The 18,767-nt window shown below is 62.5% G+C and carries 17 protein-coding genes; 4 read left to right on the top strand and 13 right to left on the bottom strand.

Annotated elements, in window-relative coordinates; translation table 11 throughout:
• Positions 1–24 precede the first annotated feature (24 nt).
• Positions 25–513 (bottom strand): acyl-CoA thioesterase, encoded by a 489-nt coding sequence (locus PSEMAI1_RS0104510; protein ID WP_024301718.1) that lies wholly within the window; start codon positions 511–513, stop codon positions 25–27.
• A gap of 422 nt (positions 514–935) precedes the next feature.
• Between PSEMAI1_RS0104510 and PSEMAI1_RS0104505 the strand changes: the two genes are divergently transcribed.
• The 3 genes from PSEMAI1_RS0104505 to PSEMAI1_RS0104495 all read left to right on the top strand — a co-directional run bounded on the left by PSEMAI1_RS0104505 (position 936) and on the right by PSEMAI1_RS0104495 (position 3,435).
• Positions 936–1,592 carry an OmpA family protein gene (locus PSEMAI1_RS0104505; RefSeq protein ID WP_024301717.1) on the top strand — a complete coding sequence of 219 codons (657 nt, stop codon included), beginning with the start codon at positions 936–938 and terminating at the stop codon, positions 1,590–1,592.
• A gap of 495 nt (positions 1,593–2,087) precedes the next feature.
• Positions 2,088–2,978, top strand: a complete 891-nt coding sequence (locus PSEMAI1_RS0104500; protein ID WP_024301716.1) for a LysR family transcriptional regulator — start codon at positions 2,088–2,090, stop codon at positions 2,976–2,978.
• A 13-nt stretch (positions 2,979–2,991) separates the two neighbouring features.
• Positions 2,992–3,435: an LEA type 2 family protein gene (locus PSEMAI1_RS0104495; RefSeq protein WP_024301715.1), complete on the top strand. Its 444-nt coding sequence runs from the start codon at positions 2,992–2,994 to the stop codon at positions 3,433–3,435.
• A gap of 105 nt (positions 3,436–3,540) precedes the next feature.
• On the opposite strand, the gene sucD is transcribed toward PSEMAI1_RS0104495, so the two are convergent.
• The 12 genes from sucD to PSEMAI1_RS0104435 all read right to left on the bottom strand — a co-directional run bounded on the left by sucD (position 3,541) and on the right by PSEMAI1_RS0104435 (position 17,491).
• Complete coding sequence (sucD, locus tag PSEMAI1_RS0104490) at positions 3,541–4,425, bottom strand: succinate--CoA ligase subunit alpha (protein WP_024301714.1); 885 nt, start codon at positions 4,423–4,425, stop codon at positions 3,541–3,543.
• 27 nt (positions 4,426–4,452) lie between these two features.
• Complete coding sequence (gene sucC, locus PSEMAI1_RS0104485) at positions 4,453–5,622, bottom strand: ADP-forming succinate--CoA ligase subunit beta (protein ID WP_024301713.1); 1,170 nt, start codon at positions 5,620–5,622, stop codon at positions 4,453–4,455.
• A gap of 110 nt (positions 5,623–5,732) precedes the next feature.
• Positions 5,733–7,169 (bottom strand): dihydrolipoyl dehydrogenase, encoded by a 1,437-nt coding sequence (gene lpdA / locus PSEMAI1_RS0104480; protein WP_024301712.1) that lies wholly within the window; start codon positions 7,167–7,169, stop codon positions 5,733–5,735.
• A 129-nt stretch (positions 7,170–7,298) separates the two neighbouring features.
• A complete protein-coding gene (gene odhB / locus PSEMAI1_RS0104475) occupies positions 7,299–8,558 on the bottom strand; it encodes a 2-oxoglutarate dehydrogenase complex dihydrolipoyllysine-residue succinyltransferase (protein WP_024301711.1) in 1,260 nt (419 codons plus the stop codon).
• 57 nt (positions 8,559–8,615) lie between these two features.
• Complete coding sequence (locus PSEMAI1_RS0104470; RefSeq protein ID WP_024301710.1) at positions 8,616–11,444, bottom strand: 2-oxoglutarate dehydrogenase E1 component; 2,829 nt, start codon at positions 11,442–11,444, stop codon at positions 8,616–8,618.
• Positions 11,445–11,674: 230 nt separating this feature from the next.
• Positions 11,675–12,964, bottom strand: a complete 1,290-nt coding sequence (gene gltA / locus PSEMAI1_RS0104465; protein WP_024301709.1) for a citrate synthase — start codon at positions 12,962–12,964, stop codon at positions 11,675–11,677.
• 59 nt (positions 12,965–13,023) lie between these two features.
• Positions 13,024–13,272 carry a succinate dehydrogenase assembly factor 2 gene (locus PSEMAI1_RS0104460; protein ID WP_024301708.1) on the bottom strand — a complete coding sequence of 83 codons (249 nt, stop codon included), beginning with the start codon at positions 13,270–13,272 and terminating at the stop codon, positions 13,024–13,026.
• Positions 13,269–13,973: a succinate dehydrogenase iron-sulfur subunit gene (locus PSEMAI1_RS0104455; RefSeq protein ID WP_029770497.1), complete on the bottom strand. Its 705-nt coding sequence runs from the start codon at positions 13,971–13,973 to the stop codon at positions 13,269–13,271. Before PSEMAI1_RS0104455 ends, PSEMAI1_RS0104460 begins: the two co-directional genes overlap by 4 nt.
• Before the next feature lie 18 nt (positions 13,974–13,991).
• The gene (gene sdhA, locus PSEMAI1_RS0104450; protein WP_024301706.1) at positions 13,992–15,758 is read right to left on the bottom strand and encodes a succinate dehydrogenase flavoprotein subunit; all 1,767 of its coding nucleotides are present in this window, start codon (positions 15,756–15,758) and stop codon (positions 13,992–13,994) included.
• Positions 15,758–16,102, bottom strand: a complete 345-nt coding sequence (gene sdhD / locus PSEMAI1_RS0104445) for a succinate dehydrogenase, hydrophobic membrane anchor protein (RefSeq protein WP_024301705.1) — start codon at positions 16,100–16,102, stop codon at positions 15,758–15,760. Before sdhD ends, sdhA begins: the two co-directional genes overlap by 1 nt.
• A complete protein-coding gene (sdhC, locus tag PSEMAI1_RS0104440) occupies positions 16,096–16,470 on the bottom strand; it encodes a succinate dehydrogenase, cytochrome b556 subunit (RefSeq protein ID WP_024301704.1) in 375 nt (124 codons plus the stop codon). Before sdhC ends, sdhD begins: the two co-directional genes overlap by 7 nt.
• Before the next feature lie 289 nt (positions 16,471–16,759).
• The gene (locus tag PSEMAI1_RS0104435; RefSeq protein WP_024301703.1) at positions 16,760–17,491 is read right to left on the bottom strand and encodes a GntR family transcriptional regulator; all 732 of its coding nucleotides are present in this window, start codon (positions 17,489–17,491) and stop codon (positions 16,760–16,762) included.
• A gap of 197 nt (positions 17,492–17,688) precedes the next feature.
• Between PSEMAI1_RS0104435 and PSEMAI1_RS0104430 the strand changes: the two genes are divergently transcribed.
• A complete protein-coding gene (locus PSEMAI1_RS0104430) occupies positions 17,689–18,666 on the top strand; it encodes a malate dehydrogenase (protein ID WP_024301702.1) in 978 nt (325 codons plus the stop codon).
• Positions 18,667–18,767 lie beyond the last annotated feature (101 nt).

Genomic DNA, 18,767 nt, shown 5'->3' with positions numbered 1-18,767 from the left:
TTCAAGAGCGTGTCCCCCCTCTGCTCAGGACAACGCCTCGTTCATGCGCGCCTCGGCTTCCATGCGCATGCGCTTGCGGATCTCGGCGTCGCGGAAGCGCTTGCGATGGATCTCGGTGTCCAGCGACAACGGCGGCACCGCTGCCGGCTTGCCCTGCTCCATCGCCACCATGGTGAAGTAGCAGCTGTTGGTATGACGCACCGTGCGTTTCTGGATGTCCTCGGCCACCACCTTGATGCCGACCTCCATCGAAGTGCGGCCGACATGGTTGACGCTGGCGTAGAAGGTCACCAGTTCGCCGACGTGGATCGGCTGCTTGAACAGCACCTGGTCCACTGACAAGGTCACCACGTAGCATCCGGCGTAGCGGCTGGCACAGGCGTAGGCCACCTGGTCCAGCAGCTTCAGCAGCACGCCACCGTGCACGTTGCCGGAGAAGTTCGCCATGTCCGGCATCATCAAGACCGACATCACCAGCTCGCGTTGCGTCGGGTGGGTGCTCGTTTCAGTCATTTTCTGTGTTCCCTGGGTCATTATCTATCTGTTATGTGCAACAGTAGAATCGCTGTCTACTGCCATCCGACGATACCATGAACGCCCTTGCGCGGCTGTTCGATTATGCCCGCCAACCCGGGATCTGTCTGCCGTCAAGTCAGGATCGCGGCCCCTTCCACGCTCCCGCACCCGCCACGCCATGCTCTACCCAGCAGAGCCGATCGCCAACACAACGCGATACGCTCTGCCAAGAGTTTTTTTAACAAATGTTAAGAATCGGCGGTTGCCCACCCCTCCGCGGCTATAATCCGACCGAGACATGGCAGCGGCATGACCGAGCCGGCGGCCTCATCCGCCGAGCAAGTCGACCGCCCAGCCTGCGGCGGTGCCGCCTTGCGGCACCTGCCCTCATTATTGACATCTGCTTCGTGGAGGCACTCATGTTCAAACAACCGAAAACCCTGCTGACCGCCGCCGTCGCCCTGAGCGTCGGTCTCGCCGCCTGCACCACCAACCCGCAGACCGGGCAAAGCCAAATGAGCAAGAGCGCCATGTACGGCCTCGGCGCCGCCGCCGCCTGCGGCATCGCCGGTGCGGCCACCCATGGCAGCAAGGGCGCCCGCAACGCGGCGCTGGGCTGCGGCATCGTCGGTGCCGGCGTGGGCGCCTACATGGACTACCAGGAAAAACAGCTGCGCGACAAGCTCGCCAACACCCAGGTCGGTGTCGACCGTGTCGGCGACCAGATCAAGCTGACCATGCCGGACAACATCACCTTCGCCGTCAACAGCGCCGACCTGCAGCCCTCCGTGCGCAGCGCGCTGACCGACGTCTCCACCGTGCTGAACCAGTACCCGGAAACCACCATCACCGTGGCCGGCCACACCGACAACACCGGCAACCCGGCCTACAACCAGACGCTGTCGCAGCGCCGCGCCCAGTCGGTCGCCGGCTTCCTGCAATCGCGCGGCGTCGCCGGCAGCCGCATCAATCCGGTCGGCTACGGCCAGAACCAGCCGATCGCCAGCAACGCCACCGTGGAAGGTCGCGCCAAGAACCGCCGCGTGGAAATCCTGATCAATCCGAAGGCCACCTGATCCCACCTGGCGACATGACGATGACGAAACCGGAAGCCTAGCTTCCGGTTTTTTTATGTGCCGAGCAGGAAAAAAAGAAGGCCGACGGGATGGTCGGCCTTAACAACGCTCATTTATGGAGGAACTACAATAAAACGCCCGCAAAGCAGCGCCTGCGGTAACTGACCACATCGCCGCATGACGGCAATGCGCAGATCCTTAGGGTGGACATTCCACCCGTCCTGTCCCGAGAGATTGGGCCAGAACAACATTCGTTCAAGTCTAACCTTGCCAGGCTGGTCCGGCTGAAGCACGCCCCAGAAGGACAACAGCACTGGCAGGTATCGACCCACAGCGTGGAGGAAGGTTCGCGACGATCAACCGTGCCAACCCCACACACCCTCCCGCTGCACAACACACACAACACACAGGGAGAGCTCGTAGTATAGTCAGCCCCCATTCATTCTAGAAATGAATTAAAATTATCACTGCCATTCATTTCTGGAATGCACCAACATGGACATCAAGGCTCTGCGTTATTTCATCGAAGTGGTGCGCCGCCAGAGCTTCACCCGCGCCGCCGACGCCCTGTTCGTCACCCAGCCCACCATCAGCAAGATGGTCAAGCAATTGGAAGAAGAACTGGGCACGCAGTTGATCATCCGCGAGGGTCGCAGCTTCCAGTTGAGTGACGCCGGCAAGGTCGCCTATGAGCGCGGGCAAGACGTCCTGGCGGCGATGGCCCGCCTGAAAACCGAGCTCTCCGACCTGTCGGCGCTTACCTGCGGCGAACTGATCGTCGGCCTGCCGCCGATGGTCGGCGGCGCCTTCTTCGCCCCGGTGGTCAGCGCGTTCCGGTCGCACTACCCCAACGTCGAACTGAAGATGGTCGAATACGGTGCACGCTCGATCGAGAGCAACATCCGCTCGGGCCAGTTGGAAATCGGTGTGGCAGTGCTGCCGGTCGACCGCCAGGTATTCAACACCTTCAGCTTCGTGCGCGACCGCCTCTGCCTGGTCGCCCCGGCCCAATCGCGCTGGCACGGCAAGCGCAGCGTCAAGCTGGCCGACATCGTCGACGAGCCGATCGTGTTCTACCCGGAGGACTTCTCGCTCTCCACCCTAGTCAGCGAGGGCTTTCGCCGCCTAGGCAAAACCATCAACATCGCGGGGCGCAGCGCCCACTGGGACTTCATCGCCGCCATGGTCGAGGCCCGGCTCGGCATCGCCCTGCTGCCGGAAAGCGTGGCGGCCCGGCTCTACGGCCGGCCGTTCGACGTGATTCCGCTCGACGAGCAACAGATCATCTGGCACCTGGCACTGATCTGGCAAAAGGATGTCTATCTGTCACACGCCGCGCGCGCCTGGATCCAGATGTCGCGCGATATGCTGGGTAGTCTGGAATAAGCGAGGAAACCCGATGCGCATCCTGAAACTGTTGCTGCTCACCCTGTTGCTGACCGCCTGCGCCAGCCTGTCCTGGCAAAAGCCGGAGGTCTCGATCGCCGACATCCAGCCGGGCAAGAGCACCCTGTTCGAGCAGACCTTCACCCTGACTCTGCGGGTGCAGAACCCCAACAACCGTCCGCTGACGGCGCAGGGGCTGGTATTCGACGTGGCCGTCGCCGGCGAAAAGCTGGCGCGTGGCGTGAGCCCCCAGGCCATCGAGGTCCCCCCGCTGAGCGACAGCCTGATCCAGGTCGAGCTGCATACCAGCACCCGCCGCTGGCTGAAGCAGATCGGTCGCCTGCTGGAGCGACCGGACAGCGCGCTCGACTACGAAATCAACGGTCAATTGCAGGGCCTCAACGGCCTAGGCACGCTGCCGTTCAGCAGCAAGGGAGAATGGCACCGGCCCCGCTGAAGCGAGCCTCGGCCCAGCACGGCAGTCCATCGCCATAGCCGTCGGCAAGAAAAAAACGCCACCGTTTCCGGTGGCGTTTTGCTTGGATCAACCCGTCTTAACGACTTAGATCATGCCCTTGCTCTTCAGCAGTTCGAACATGGTCTTGCCGATCTCGGCCGGGCTGCGGGTGTAGGCGATGCCTGCACGCTCGAAGGCCTTGAACTTCTCTTCGGCCGTGCCCTTGCCGCCGGAGATGATGGCGCCGGCGTGGCCCATGCGCTTGCCCTTCGGCGCGGTAACGCCGGCGATGTAGCCAACCACCGGCTTGGTCACGTACTGCTTGGCGAACTCGGCCGCTTCTTCTTCGGCGGTACCGCCGATTTCACCGATCATCACGATGGCGTCGGTGTCCGGATCGTCCTGGAACAGCTTCAGCGCGTCGATGTGGCTGGTGCCCGGGATCGGGTCGCCGCCGATACCGATACACGTCGACTGGCCCAGGCCCAGGGCGGTGGTTTGCGCCACGGCTTCGTAGGTCAGGGTGCCGGAACGGGACACAATGCCGATGCGGCCCGGGTTGTGGATGTGCCACGGCATGATGCCGATCTTGCACTCACCCGGGGTGATGATACCCGGGCAGTTCGGGCCGATCAGACGCACGCCGGCTTCGTCCACGGCCTTCTTCACGTACAGCATGTCGAGGGTCGGCACGCCTTCGGTGATGCACACGATCAGCTTCACGCCGGCATCAACGGCTTCCAGGATGGAATCCTTGGCAAAGGCTGCCGGCACGTAGATCACGGAAGCATCGGCCTGGGTCTGGCGAACGGCGTCCTTCATGGTGTTGAACACCGGCAGGCCGAGGTGCTCGGAACCGCCCTTGCCCGGGGTCACGCCACCGACGACCTTGGTGCCCACCTTCAGGGCCTGTTCGGCATGGAAAGTACCGTTCTTGCCGGTGAAACCTTGCACCAGCACTTTGGTGTCTTTGTTTACCAATACGCTCATTTTGAAATCCTTATGCGGTGCGGGTGATTAGAGAGCGGCAACGGCAGCGACGATCTTCTCGGCTGCGTCGTTCAGGCCCTGGGCGGAGGTCAGTTTCAGACCGGATTCGTCCAGCAGCTTGGCACCCAGCTCGGCGTTGTTGCCTTCCAGGCGCACAACCACCGGCACGGTCACGTTCACTTCCTTCACCGCGGCGATGATCGCTTCGGCGATCATGTCGCAACGTACGATACCGCCGAAGATGTTGATCAGCACGCCCTTCACCGAGGAGTCGGCCAGGATCAGCTTGAACGCTTCGATCACTCGCTCCTTGGTAGCGCCGCCGCCCACGTCCAGGAAGTTGGCCGGCTGGCCGCCCTTCAGCTTGATGATGTCCATGGTGGCCATGGCCAGGCCGGCACCGTTCACCATGCAGCCGATGTTGCCTTCCAGCGCCACGTAGTTCAGGTCGAACTCGGAAGCCTTCACTTCACGCTCGTTCTCCTGCGACTTGTCGCGCTGGGCCAGCAGTTCCGGGTGACGGTACAGGGCGTTGGAGTCGAGGTTGATCTTGGCGTCGACGCAAGCCAGGTCGCCGTTCTCGCGGATGGCCAGCGGGTTCACTTCGAACAGGGCGAAGTCGTTGGCCATGAAGGCTTCGTAGGCGCCCAGCATCAGCTTGGTGAAGGCATTCACCTGGCTGCCGGTCAGGCCCAGTGCGAAGGCGGTGTCGCGCGCCTGGAACGGCTGCATGCCGACCAGCGGGTCCACTTCGACCTTGATGATCTTTTCCGGGGTTTCTTCGGCGACTTTTTCGATTTCCACGCCACCCTCGGTGGAGGCCATGAACACCACGCGCTGGGAGCCGCGGTCGACCACGGCACCCAGGTACAGTTCACGCTGTACCGGGTACATGTCTTCGCACACCAGCACGCTGTTGACCGGCTGACCGGCGGCGTCGGTCTGATAGGTCACCAGGTTGGTGCCGATCAGCGCCTTGGCCACTTCGGCGGCTTCTTCGCGGCTCTTCACCACTTTCACGCCACCGGCCTTGCCACGGCCACCGGCGTGGACCTGGGCCTTCACAACGGCAAACTTGCCGCCCAGCTTGTCGTAAGCGGCAGCGGCTTCTTCCGGCGTGTGAGCCAGAATGCCTTGTTGCACCGGCAGGCCGTACTTGGCCAGCAGCTCTTTCGCTTGGTATTCGTGCAGGTTCATCTATGGTTTCCTTTCGGTGGATAGTCGGCGGACCTTGCGGCCCACCTTGCTATGCCTGGGATTCTGTACCGCCCGCCAGGCGGGCGGTCTGGATTACGACGTCTGACGGATCAGCCGTGCAGCGCGCGCTTGTCGGCCGCCAGGGCAGCCTCGTGTACCACTTCCGACAGCGACGGGTGGGCATGGACGATGCGGGCCAGGTCTTCGCTGGCGGCCTTGAACTCCATCGACACCACGCCTTCGGTCACCAGCTCGGACACCATCGGGCCGATCATGTGCAGGCCCAGGATGCGGTCGGTCTTGGCGCAGGCCAGCACCTTGACGGTACCTTGCGCCTGGCCCAGGCCCAGCGCGCGGCCGTTGGCGGCGAAGCCGGAAGTACCCTTCTTGTACTCGATGCCTTCAGCCTTGAGCTGCTCTTCGGTCTTGCCGACCCAGGCGATTTCCGGCGAGGTGTAGATCACCCACGGGATCACGCCGAAGTCCACGTGCGGCTTCTGGCCGGCGATGCGTTCGGCCACGGCCACGCCCTCTTCCGACGCCTTGTGCGCCAGCATCGGGCCACGCACCACGTCGCCGATGGCCCAGACGTTCGGCAGGTTGGTGTGGCAGTGATCGTCCACCACCACGAAACCGCGCTCGTCCATCTGCAGGCCGACGGCCTCGCCGCCCAGGCCGGCGGTGTTCGGCACGCGGCCGATCGACACGATCAGCTTGTCGAACTCGGCCACCTTGGCTTCGCCATTCACTTCGTAGTTGACGGTGACGGTGCTGCCCGGGCGGTTCTTGATCTCACCGATCTTCACACCGAGCTGGATGTCGAGGCCGGTATCCTTGGTCAGCGTCTTGAACGCTTCCTTGGCGATCTGCTGGTCGGCGGCGGCGAGGAAGGTCGGCAGCGCCTCGAGGATGGTCACCTCGGCGCCCAGGCGCTTCCACACGCTGCCCATTTCCAGGCCGATCACGCCGGCGCCGATCACGCCCAGGCGCTTCGGCACTTCGGTCAGCGCCAGCGCGCCGGCGTTGTCGAGCACGTTGACATTGTTCACCGGGGTGCCCGGCAGCTGACGCGGGTTGGAACCGGTGGCGATGATGACGTGGGTGGCTTCCAGGGTATCGACCACGGCGCCGTTGTCGCTCACCTCGATCACCCAGCGCTCGCCCTGGCGGCCCTTCAGGGAAGCCAGGCCGTGGATGTTCGCGACCTTGTTCTTCTTGAACAGGAAGGCGATACCACCAGCGTTCTTGGTGATGATGCCGTCCTTGCGCTTGAGCATCTCGGCCACGTCCATCTTGGCGCCTTCGACCGTGATGCCGTGCTTGGCAAAGTCGTGTTGCACCGCGTGGAAGTTTTCCGACGACTGCAGCAGCGCCTTGGACGGAATACAACCGACGTTCAGGCAGGTACCGCCGAGCGACGGCTTGCCTTCCGGATTCTTGTAAGCGTCGACGCAAGCTGTGGTGAAGCCCAGCTGCGCCGCACGGATGGCGGCCACATAGCCGCCGGGACCACCGCCGATGACGACGACGTCAAACTGCTGACTCATGAGAATTCCCCTGTTTCGCGGAGTCCGGCCCGTCGTTGACCAAGCCAGATCCGCATCACCGTCTCCTCGGGAAACGGTGACGCACATTCAGTAATGCCCCGGGAGCACCTGCTCCCGGGCAGAAAGACCTTACAGGTCGAGGAGCAGACGGGCCGGATCTTCGATCGCGTCCTTGATCGCCACCAGGCTCAGCACGGCTTCGCGGCCGTCGATGATGCGGTGGTCGTAGGACTGGGCCAGGTACATCACCGGGCGGGCAACGACTTGACCGTTCTCGATCACGGCGCGCTCCTTGGTGGCGTGCATGCCAAGGATCGCAGACTGCGGTGGGTTGATGATCGGGGTCGACAGCATCGAACCGAAGGTGCCACCGTTGGAGATGGTATAGGTACCGCCGGTCAGCTCTTCCACGGTCAGCTTGCCTTCCTGGGCGCGCTTGCCGAAGTCGGCGATCTGCTTCTCGATCTCGGCCAGGGAGAGTTGGTCGGCATTGCGAATCACCGGCACCACCAGGCCACGCGGGCTGCCCACGGCCACGCCGATGTCGAAGTAGCCGTGATAGATGATGTCGTTGCCGTCGACCGAGGCGTTGACGATCGGGTATTTCTTCAGCGCAGCAACAGCAGCCTTGACGAAGAAGCCCATGAAGCCCAGCTTGATGCCATGTTCCTTCTCGAAGCGGTCCTTGTACTTGTTGCGCAAGTCCATCAACGGCTTCATGTTGACTTCGTTGAAGGTGGTCAGGATGGCGTTGGTCTGCTGGGAGAGCACCAGACGCTCGGCCACGCGCTGACGCAGGCGCGACATCGGCACGCGCTGTTCCGGACGGCCGGAGGTCAGGGCGGAGATGTTGATGGCGGGCGGGGTGGACGACAGCGCCACGGCGGCCGCGGGAGCGGCGGCGGCAACCACCGGGCCGGACTGGGCCGGAGCGGCGGCCGGCTTGGCGGCAGCCGCGGCAACGTCTTCCTTCAGGATGCGGCCGTCCCGGCCGGAGCCGCTGACTTCGGCCAGGTTCACGCCGGTCTCGGCGGCCAGCTTGGCGGCGGACGGCATGGCCGCCCCACCCGGTGCAGCAGCAACCGCGGCCGGGGCGGCGGCAGCGGCGGGCGCGGCCTCGGCGGCGGCCGGAGCGGCGTCACCAGCCTTGGCGGCGGTGTCGATCTGGGCGATCAGCTGGCCCGAGGTCACGGTGCTGCCGTCCTGCTCGATCAGTTTCACGATGATACCGGCTTGCGGGGCCGGCAGTTCCAGCACGACCTTGTCGGTTTCCAGGTCGATCAGGTTTTCGTCACGGTTGACGAACTCGCCGACTTTCTTGTGCCACGACATCAGGGTGGCTTCGGAAACCGATTCCGGCAGCTGAGGAACTTTCACTTCGATCAACATTATTGTCTTCTCCGTTGACGGGGGGAGACCTCCCCCCGTGTGCACTGTCAGGGTGTGTTATTTATTCAGGGTCATTGCTTCGTCAAGGAAGTCCTTGAGCTGGGCAACGTGTTTGCTCATGTAGCCGACGGCCGGCGAGGCGGACGACGGACGGCCGGCGAACGACAGCGTCTGCTTGGCGCCCAACAGGCCCTCGAGACGATGACGGATCTGGTACCAGGCGCCTTGGTTGCGCGGCTCTTCCTGTACCCACATCACCTCCTTCAGCGCAGGGAACTTGGCCAGTTCGGCGGCAACCTGTTCGGTCGGGAACGGGTAGAGCTGCTCGATGCGCACGATGGCGATGTCCTGCTCCAGCTCGCGCTCCTTGCGGGCGTTGACCAGGTCGTAGTACACCTGGCCGGCGCACAGCAGCACGCGCTTCACCTTCTTCGGATCCTGGATGCCGGCATCGCCGATCACCGGGCGGAACGAACCCTGGGTCAGGGCCTCGACCGGGCTCATCGCGTCCTTGTAGCGCAGCAGGCGCTTGGACAGGAAGATCACCAGCGGCTTGCGGTACGGACGCAGCACCTGGCGACGCAGCACGTGGAACATCTGGCTGGCTTCGGACGGCATCACGATCTGGATGTTGTGCTCGGCGCACAGCTGCAGCCAGCGCTCGAGGCGGGCGGAGGAGTGCTCCGGACCCTGGCCGTCGTAGCCGTGCGGCAGGATGGTGGTCAGGCCCGACAGGCGGCCCCACTTGGTTTCGCCGGAGGTGATGAACTGGTCGATGGCCACCTGGGCGCCGTTGGCGAAGTCGCCGAACTGGGCTTCCCAGATCACCAGCTGGTCCGGAGCGGTGCAGGAATAGCCGTATTCGTAGGCCATCACCGCTTCTTCGTTCAGGATCGAGTCGATCACCAGGAAGTCGGCCTGGTTGTCGGACATATTGCGCAGCGGCACGTAGCTGCCCTGGTCCCAGCGCTCGCGGTTCTGGTCATGCACCACGGCATGGCGATGCGAGAAGGTACCGCGGCCGGAGTCTTCACCGGAGATACGCACGCCGAAGCCGTTGGTCACCAGGGACGCGTAGGCCACCGTCTCGGCCATGCCCCAGTCGACCGGCTGCTCGCCGGCGGCCATGGCCTGGCGGGCGGCCAGGACTTTTTGCACCGTCGGATGCAGCTTGAAATCGGCCGGCACGGTGGTGAACTTCTCGGTCAGGCGCTGGATGTCGGCCAGCGGCAGCGAGGTGTCGGTCGGGTGGGCCCAGTGGGTGCCCAGGAACGGCGTCCAGTCCAGCGCGTGCTCGCGGCGGTAGTTGGTCAGCACGGTCTGCTCGACGTGCTCGCCCTTGTCCAACGCGTCGCGGTAGGCGCGGATGAAGCCGTCCGCCTCGTCCGCCGACAGCACGCCCTCGGCCACCAGGCGCTCGGCGTACATGGCGCGCACGCCGGCGTGCTTGGCGATCTTCTTGTACATCATCGGCTGGGTCAGGAACGGGTCGTCGCCCTCGTTGTGGCCCAGTTTGCGGTAGCACACCAGATCGATGACCACGTCCTTGTGGAAGGTCATGCGGTAATCGAGCGCAGCCTGCATCACGTAGCACACGGCTTCCGGATCGTCGCCGTTGACGTGGAAGATCGGCGCTTCGACCATCTTCGCCACGTCGGTACAGTACAGCGTGGAGCGCATGTCGCGGGTGTCGGAAGTGGTGAAGCCGACCTGGTTGTTGATGATGATGTGGATGGTGCCGCCGGTACCGTAGCCGCGGGTCTGCGACAGGTTGAAGGTACCCTGGTTGACGCCGAGACCGGCAAAGGCCGAGTCACCGTGGATCAGCACCGGCACCACCTGGTTGCGCTCGGTATCCTTGCGGCGCTCCTGGCGCGCGCGCACCGAACCTTCCACCACCGGGTTGACGATTTCCAGGTGAGACGGGTTGAACGCCAGCGACACGTGCATCGGACCATCGGGGGTCGGGATGTCGGAAGAGAAGCCCATGTGGTACTTCACGTCACCGGAGGCGAGCTGGGTCATGGCCTTGCCTTCGAACTCGGCGAACAGGTCGCGCGGCAGCTTGCCCAGCGTGTTGACCAGCACGTTCAGACGGCCGCGGTGGGCCATGCCGATGATCAGCTCCTGCACCCCCTGGCTGGTGGCGTTCTGGATCAGGTGATCGAGCGCGGCGATGGTGCTCTCGCCGCCTTCCAGCGAGAAGCGCTTCTGACCGACGTAGCGGGTGTGCAGATAGCGCTCCAGCGTCTCGGCAGCGGTGATCTGCTTGAAGATGCGCTTTTTCTTATCGACGCCGTAACGCGGCGTCGACAGATCCCCCTCGAAGCGCTGCTGTACCCAGTGCTTCTCCGTCGAGGTGGTGATGTGCATGTACTCGAGGCCGATGTTGCCGCAGTAGGTCTGCTTCAGGCGGGCCAGGATTTCGGACAGCGCCAGCTTCTTGGGGCCGACCAGCGAACCGGCGTTGAACTGCACCGCCATGTCGGCGTCGGTCAGGCCGTGGGTGGCCGGATCGAGCTCGCGTACCGTGGCCTGATCCATGCGCTTGAGCGGATCAAGGTTGGCCTGGCGCGAACCGAGCACACGGTAGGCCGAGATCAGCTTGAGCACGGCCACCTGCTTCTGCATCGACTCCCAGTCGGTGGCGGCGCTGCTGCGCTGACCGATCGCCGGCTTCTTGGCCAGCTGGATGAAGGATTCCTGGATAGGCTGGTGCGGCACGTCGCGCTCGGCGGCGCCCGGCGCCTGCGCCAGCTTGTCGAAATAGTTACGCCACTCGCTCGATACCCCGTTCGGATCCGCGAGGTACTGCTCGTACAGCTCCTCGATGAACGGTGCATTCCCACCGAACAGGTAGGAATGACTGTACATGGATTGCATCATTGTTCGACCCTTTATTTGTCTGTGTTGCTGTGTTGCCCGGTGAGACCTGCAACGCCCGGTGCCGCTGACGTTACAAAAGCACTGGGGAAATGACAGGCGGGAATGCCGCTGTCGACTGCCATTGCCGCAAGGCTCGTGTCACTGCGATTATCCGGATTTTGGCTTTCAATTCGCTTAATGTAAGAGGTTGGCCGAAGAATGCTTCGGCCAACCCATCAACTAGCTACTGCTCAGCGCTGATCGACTGCGACGTAATCGCGACGCTCTGCCCCGGTGTACAGCTGGCGCGGACGGCCGATCTTCTGCTGCGGATCGGAGATCATCTCGTTCCAGTGGCTGATCCAGCCCACGGTACGGGCCAACGCGAAGATCGGGGTGAACATCGACACCGGGATGCCGATGGCCGACAGCACGATGCCGGAGTAGAAGTCCACGTTCGGGTACAGCTTGCGCTCGATGAAGTACGGATCGGACAGCGCGATCTTTTCCAGTTCCATGGCCAGCTTGAACTTCGGATCGTTGTGCAGGCCCAGCTCGTTCAGCACTTCGTCGCAGGTCTGCTTCATGATCTTGGCGCGCGGGTCCATGTTCTTGTACACGCGGTGGCCGAAGCCCATCAGCTTGTAACGCTTGTCCTTCACGCCCTGCATGAAGTCGGCCACGTTGTCCACGCTGCCGATTTCGTCCAGCATCTTCAGCACGGCTTCGTTGGCGCCGCCATGGGACGGGCCCCACAGGCAGGCGATACCGGCGGCGATACACGCGAACGGGTTGGCACCCGACGAACCGGCCAGACGCACGGTCGAGGTCGAGGCGTTCTGCTCGTGGTCGGCGTGCAGGGTGAAGATGCGGTCCAGCGCACGGGCGGTCACCGGGTTCACCTTGTACTCTTCGCACGGGGTCGAGAACATCATGTGCAGGAAGTTCTCGGCGTAGGACAGGCCATTCTTCGGATAGCTGAACGGCAGGCCCTTGTTGTAGCGGAAGGCCTGGGCAGCGATGTTCGGGATCTTGGCGATCAGGCGATGCGCCGACACTTCGCGGTGATGTGCGTCGTTGATGTCCAGCGAATCGTGATAGAACGCCGACAAGGCGCCGACTACACCGACCATCACGGCCATCGGGTGCGCATCGCGGCGGAAGCCCTTGAACACCGTCAGGATCTGGTCGTGCAGCATGTTATGGCGCAGCACCTTGCGATCGAATTCGGCCTTCTGCTCGGCGGTCGGCAGCTCGCCGTTCAACAGCAGATAGCAGACTTCCAGATAGTCGCTCTTCTCTGCCAGTTGTTCGATCGGGTAGCCGCGGTAGTACAGTTGGCCCAGGTCACCGTCGATGAAGGTGATCTTGGATTCGCAGCTGGCGGTCGCCAGAAAACCCGGGTCAAAAGTGAACATGCCGGTCTTGGCGAAAGAGCGGATGTCCACCACGTCCGGACCCAGCGTGCCCTTCAGCACCGGCATTTCCAGAGCGTCTTGGCCCTCGTTGTAAGTGAGCGTCACTTTACGGTTGCTTTCCACAGCAATTCTCCCAGTCTGGTTTATGGTCGTTGTAATCGTTCTGCCTTGCAGGCCCGGCGTCAGATCGCCCGCAGGATTTCCACGATATGCATGATTTCCGGATCGTCGAGGTCCATCTTGCCGTTGACGAGGTCCAGGAAATCATTATCCGGCAATTCGAGGAGATTCTTGTAGGCGGACATCTCCGCCGGGGAGAGCGAATCGAAGCGCTGGGCGAGGAAACGCTCCAGCACCAGATCCAGCTCCAACAGCCCCCGGCGGGAATGCCAGCGGATCCGTTTCAGTTCGACCGGATCAAAGTCGGTCATACCGCACGCCTAACCATCAGATCCTTGATCTTGCCGATCGCCTTGGTCGGGTTGAGACCCTTCGGACAGACGTCGACGCAGTTCATGATCGTATGGCAACGGAACAGACGGTACGGATCTTCCAGGTTGTCCAGCCGTTCGTTGGTCGCTTCGTCACGGGTGTCCGCGATGAAGCGGTAGGCGGCCAGCAGGCCGGCCGGACCGACGAACTTGTCCGGGTTCCACCAGAACGACGGACACGAGGTCGAGCAGCACGCGCACAGGATACACTCGTACAGGCCGTCCAGCTCCTTGCGATCCTCCGGCGACTGCAGACGCTCGCGCTCCGGACGCGGGCTGTCGTTGATCACGTACGGCTTGATCGAATGGTACTGCTTGAAGAACTGGGTCATGTCCACGATCAGGTCGCGGATCACCGGCAGGCCCGGCAGCGGGCGCAGCGTCACCGGCTCTTGCAGGTCGGCGATGTTGGTGATGCAGGCCAGACCGTTCTTGCCGTTGATGTTCATCGCGTCGGAGCCGCAGATGCCTTCGCGGCAGGAACGGCGGAACGACAGCGTGTCGTCCTGGATCTTCAGCTTCACCATGACGTCCAGCAGTTTCACGTCGTTGGGGCCGATCTCGACCTCGCAATCCTGCATGTACGGCTTGGCGTCCTTGTCCGGATCGTAGCGGTAAATGGAAAAACGCATTTTCTTCATGTTGATCTCCGTTCGCCCTTAGAAGGTACGCTCTTTCGGCGGGATGTAATCCACCGACAACGGCTTGGTGTGCACCGGCTTGTAGATCAGGCGGCGATCTTCACCATAGAACAGCGTGTGCTTCATCCACACGTCGTCGTCACGGTTCGGGAAGTCGGCGTGGGCGTGGGCGCCACGGGATTCCTTGCGTGCCTCGGCAGAAATCATCGTGGCAACGGCGATCTCGATCAGGTTGTCCAGTTCCAGCGCCTCGACGCGGGCGGTGTTGAAGACCTTGGACTTGTCCTTGATCTGGGTGTGCTTGACGCGCTCGGCCACTTGCTGGATTTCCTTGACGCCCAGCGCCAGGTTATCCGAATTGCGGAACACGGCGGCACGGGCCTGCACGGTACGCTGCATGGCGGTACGCACATCGGCCACGTCTTCGCCGTTCTTCTGGTTGTCCAGGCGGGCGATGCGGGCCAGCGAGCGGTCAGCGGCGTCGGCCGGCAGGTCCTTCCAGGTCGGCATCTCGTTCTTGATGTACTCGACCATGCTGTCGCCGGCCGATTTGCCGAACACCACTAGGTCGAGCAGCGAGTTGGTGCCCAGACGGTTGGCACCGTGCACCGAGGCGCAGGCGCATTCGCCGGCGGCGAAGAAGCCATTGACGCGGGATTCCGGATTGTCGCCCTGCGGGATCACCACTTCGCCACGGTAGTTGGTCGGAATACCACCCATCATGTAGTGGCAGGTCGGGATCACCGGGATCGGCTCCTTGATCGGATCGACACCGGCGAACTTGATGGCGATTTCGCGGATGCCCGGCAGGCGCTGCTTGATGATGTCCGGACCGAGGTGATCCAGCTTGAGCAGCACGTAGTCCTTGTTCGGACCGCAGCCACGGCCTTCCAGCACTTCCTGCTCCATCGAACGGGAGACGAAGTCGCGCGGGGCCAAATCCTTCAGGTTCGGCGCGTAACGCTCCATGAAGCGTTCGCCATTGGCGTTCAGCAAGATACCACCCTCACCGCGCACGCCCTCGGTGATCAGCACGCCGGCACCGGCCACGCCGGTCGGGTGGAACTGCCAGAATTCCATGTCTTCCAGCGGAATGCCGGCGCGGACGCACATGCCCAGGCCGTCGCCGGTGTTGATGAAGGCATTGGTCGAGGAAGCGTAGATACGGCCGGCACCGCCGGTAGCGAACAATACCGCCTTGGCATGCAGGATGAACACCTCGCCGGTTTCCATTTCCAGCGCGGTCACGCCGACCACGTCGCCGTCGGCGTCGCGGATCAGGTCCAGCGCCATCCACTCGACGAAGAACTGGGTGTTGGCACGCACGTTGCGCTGATACAGCGTGTGCAGCATGGCGTGGCCGGTACGGTCGGCCGCGGCACAGGCACGCTGCACCGGGGTCTGGCCGTTGTTCTGGGTGTGGCCACCGAACGGGCGCTGATAGATCTTGCCGTTTTCCAGACGGTCGAACGGCATACCGAAGTGCTCGAGCTCGATCACGGCCTCGGGCGCCTTGCGGCACATGAATTCGATGGCATCCTGGTCACCCAGCCAGTCCGACCCCTTGACGGTGTCGTACATATGCCATTCCCAACGGTCTTCCTGCACGTTGCCGAGCGAAGCGGAGATGCCGCCCTGCGCTGCGACCGTGTGCGAACGGGTCGGGAAGACTTTGGACAGCACGGCCGTTTTCAGGCCGGACTCAGACAATTGCAGGGCCGCACGCAGACCCGCGCCACCGCCGCCAACAATTACGGCATCAAACCGACGAACAGGTACGCCCATTACAGCCCCCATACCACTTTAATCGAGTAAATAACACAGGCCACCAGCCATACCAGCGTCAACACATGCAGGGTGAGTCGAACGCCGACCGGCTTGACGTAGTCCATCCACAGGTCGCGAATGCCGACCCAGGCGTGCATGAACACTGCCAGCAAAGTGGTCTGGGTCAACACCTGTACCCAGGTCTGGCCGAAGAAAGCTTTCCAACCTTCGTAGCTGGACGGCATGGCCAGCAGGAACAGCACCAAAGCGACGGTGTAGACCGCCATGATCACGGCGGTGACACGCTGCAGGATCCAGTCGCGCAGGCCGTAATGAGCGCCGACAACGATACGGTTTACCATAGTACGACCCCCAGAACGACAGTCAGGGCAAGGCTGATCACGATGACGGACTTGGCCGTTGCGCGAGCGGTTTCCAGCTCGAGGCCCTTGTGAACATCAAGAAACAGGAAACGGATGCCAGCGCAGAAGTGGTGCAGGAAGGCCCACAGCAGACCAATCAGAACCAGTTTCATCAGGGGGTGGGAGACCACGGCCCGGTAGGCAGCGAACGCTTCAGCCGAGCTGAGGGTTCCGTGGAGGAGATAGATCAAGAGCGGGAGAGAAAAGAACAGCGCCACACCGCTGATCCGGTGCAAGATCGAGACGATACCCGGGATGGGCAGCCTGATCTTGGCCAGATCCAAGTGCTTTGGTCGTTGCTTCTGCATATGGCTTCCTTGGATGCTTTTTTTAACCAAGTGGTTATACCGTGGCTTCATGACTGAAGCCGCCCAGTGACGATCGCATTTTGTTTTGTAAAGCGCACGATCGTCGATTCGACTCCCATGCCGCACCCTCTCGCATCACATTCATCCACGTGCTGCAGGTGCAACATGAACCCGGAATTTTATCAAAAACCCTTCCCGGCTTGGCCGGTTTTTGCAAAATCACGTCGCTTTTTGGCTAAGCCTGCCAGCGCTTCGCCGTTACTGTAGACAGCGTCCGACAACTGGCACCTCACGGCGCAATGACATAGGCAAATTGCTGCGTCAGACAGTAGCGTTGCCGCCACTCGACCGGCTCCCCGGTCATCGACACCGACAGACGCAACACCGATAACGACGGGACTTCGAGACCCGTGACCTGCCCCAGCAGCGAAGCTTCCTCTCGGGGCAGCACCTCGGCGCGAAACTGCTCGGACTTGACCACGACCCGGACGCCGTAGCGACGCTGCAACGTGGCATACACCCCGCCGCCGAACTGCCGCAACCACCGCGCATCCAGACCTTCGAACTTCTCGCAGGACAGATAGGCATCGTCGACCGCGATCGGCTGGCCCTGGTAGCGCCACAGCTGCCGGAGCCGCCACAGCGGCTCGCCGCGCCGCAACCCCAGTGCCTCGGCCATCTCCACCGACGCGTTGGCGCGCGAACAGCTCAACAACTCGACCTGCGGAACCGACCCGCCGGTTCCAACCGAGCTCGGATCCCCCAGCAAGGCCGCGCCCCAATCGCTGACGGACTCGGCGACGAAGGTCCCCCTGCCCTGCTGGCGGTACAGCACCTCTTCCTGCACCAGCTCGGTCAGCGCGCGGCGGATGGTTCCCTGACTGACCGACAACTCCTCGGCCAGATCCCATTCACTCGGCAGCGCCTCGTCGACCTGCCACTCCCCGTCGTTGATACGCTGCATCAGCAGCGACTTGATTTGCTCGTACAACGGCCGGCGCCGGAGCTGGTTTCGATTCATGTTGTGTACTTTTTATCATCAAACAAATCAAGCGTAAAGAGAAGTCTTATATAAGACATAAGTCCTTATGGATCATATCAGAAAAAGTGATGGGGAATCCACGGTCACAAGCGCCGGACCTCGTGGTAGACTTGGAACAGCCATTAGTGCGCAGCAACATTCATCTCATCACACGTCGAATAAAGGAGAGCCCCCCAATGAAAGCCCCTGTACGCGTTGCCGTGACCGGTGCGGCCGGCCAGATTGGCTACAGCCTGCTGTTCCGCATTGCCAGCGGTGAAATGCTGGGCAAAGACCAGCCCGTCATCCTGCAACTCCTGGACCTGCCGCAAGCCCAGAACGCCGTGAAAGGCGTGATGATGGAACTGGAAGACTGCGCCTTCCCGCTGCTGGCCGGCATGATCGCCACCGACGACCCGAACGTGGCTTTCAAGGACGCTCAGATCGCCCTGCTGGTTGGCGCCCGCCCGCGCAGCAAAGGCATGGAGCGCAAGGACCTGCTGGAAGCCAACGGCGCCATCTTCACCGTTCAGGGCAAGGCGCTGAACGACCACGCCGACCGCAACGTGAAGGTGCTGGTGGTGGGCAACCCGGCCAACACCAACGCCTACATCGCCATGAAGAGCGCTCCGGATCTCGATCCGAAAAACTTCACCGCCATGTTGCGCCTTGACCACAACCGTGCCCTGTCGCAGCTCGCCGCCAAGACCGGCACCGCCGTGGCCGACATCGAACACATGCTGGTCTGGGGCAACCACTCCCCGACCATGTATGCCGACTACCGCTTCGCCACCGTGAACGGCGAATCGCTCAAGGCCAAGATCAACGACGAAGCCTGGAACCGCGACGTGTTCCTGCCGACCGTGGGCAAGCGCGGCGCCGCCATCATCGAAGCGCGCGGCCTGTCGTCGGCTGCCTCCGCCGCCAACGCCGCCATCGACCACATCCGCGACTGGGTGCTGGGCACCAACGGCAAGTGGGTGACCATGGGCATTCCGTCCGACGGTTCCTACGGCATTCCGGAAGGCGTCATGTACGGCTTCCCGGTTGTGTGCGAAAATGGCAAATACACGATTGTTCAAGGCCTTGAGATCGACGAGTTCAGCCGCGAACGCATGAACCTGACCCTGGCCGAACTGGAAGAAGAGCGCGCGGGCGTGGCCCACCTGCTCTAAGCAGTATTCAGCCGGTTCATGCAAAAGCGCACCGCGAGGTGCGCTTTTTGTCTTTAGATCGGGCCGGCATTTTCTGTTTTTACGTATAGCAATTGGGAGTT

The organism is Pseudogulbenkiania sp. MAI-1, from assembly GCF_000527175.1.
GTDB lineage: Bacteria > Pseudomonadota > Gammaproteobacteria > Burkholderiales > Chromobacteriaceae > Pseudogulbenkiania.
The sequence above is the reverse complement of the archived record's forward strand: the minus strand, read 5'-3'. Positions and strand labels throughout refer to the sequence as shown.

Bases quoted from the DNA above. Each gene is read 5' to 3' on its own strand.
- sdhC (WP_024301704.1), bottom strand. From the start codon at position 16,470: ATGCAGAAGCAACGACCAAAGCACTTGGATCTGGCCAAGATCAGGCTG.
- lpdA (WP_024301712.1), bottom strand. From the start codon at position 7,169: ATGAGTCAGCAGTTTGACGTCGTCGTCATCGGCGGTGGTCCCGGCGGC.
- PSEMAI1_RS0104455 (WP_029770497.1), bottom strand. From the start codon at position 13,973: ATGAAGAAAATGCGTTTTTCCATTTACCGCTACGATCCGGACAAGGAC.
- odhB (WP_024301711.1), bottom strand. From the start codon at position 8,558: ATGTTGATCGAAGTGAAAGTTCCTCAGCTGCCGGAATCGGTTTCCGAA.
- PSEMAI1_RS0104460 (WP_024301708.1), bottom strand. From the start codon at position 13,272: ATGACCGACTTTGATCCGGTCGAACTGAAACGGATCCGCTGGCATTCC.
- PSEMAI1_RS0104505 (WP_024301717.1), top strand. From the start codon at position 936: ATGTTCAAACAACCGAAAACCCTGCTGACCGCCGCCGTCGCCCTGAGC.
- sucD (WP_024301714.1), bottom strand. From the start codon at position 4,425: ATGAGCGTATTGGTAAACAAAGACACCAAAGTGCTGGTGCAAGGTTTC.
- PSEMAI1_RS0104495 (WP_024301715.1), top strand. From the start codon at position 2,992: ATGCGCATCCTGAAACTGTTGCTGCTCACCCTGTTGCTGACCGCCTGC.
- sdhD (WP_024301705.1), bottom strand. From the start codon at position 16,102: ATGGTAAACCGTATCGTTGTCGGCGCTCATTACGGCCTGCGCGACTGG.
- PSEMAI1_RS0104430 (WP_024301702.1), top strand. From the start codon at position 17,689: ATGAAAGCCCCTGTACGCGTTGCCGTGACCGGTGCGGCCGGCCAGATT.
- PSEMAI1_RS0104470 (WP_024301710.1), bottom strand. From the start codon at position 11,444: ATGATGCAATCCATGTACAGTCATTCCTACCTGTTCGGTGGGAATGCA.
- PSEMAI1_RS0104500 (WP_024301716.1), top strand. From the start codon at position 2,088: ATGGACATCAAGGCTCTGCGTTATTTCATCGAAGTGGTGCGCCGCCAG.
- PSEMAI1_RS0104510 (WP_024301718.1), bottom strand. From the start codon at position 513: ATGACTGAAACGAGCACCCACCCGACGCAACGCGAGCTGGTGATGTCG.
- sucC (WP_024301713.1), bottom strand. From the start codon at position 5,622: ATGAACCTGCACGAATACCAAGCGAAAGAGCTGCTGGCCAAGTACGGC.
- sdhA (WP_024301706.1), bottom strand. From the start codon at position 15,758: ATGGGCGTACCTGTTCGTCGGTTTGATGCCGTAATTGTTGGCGGCGGT.
- PSEMAI1_RS0104435 (WP_024301703.1), bottom strand. From the start codon at position 17,491: ATGAATCGAAACCAGCTCCGGCGCCGGCCGTTGTACGAGCAAATCAAG.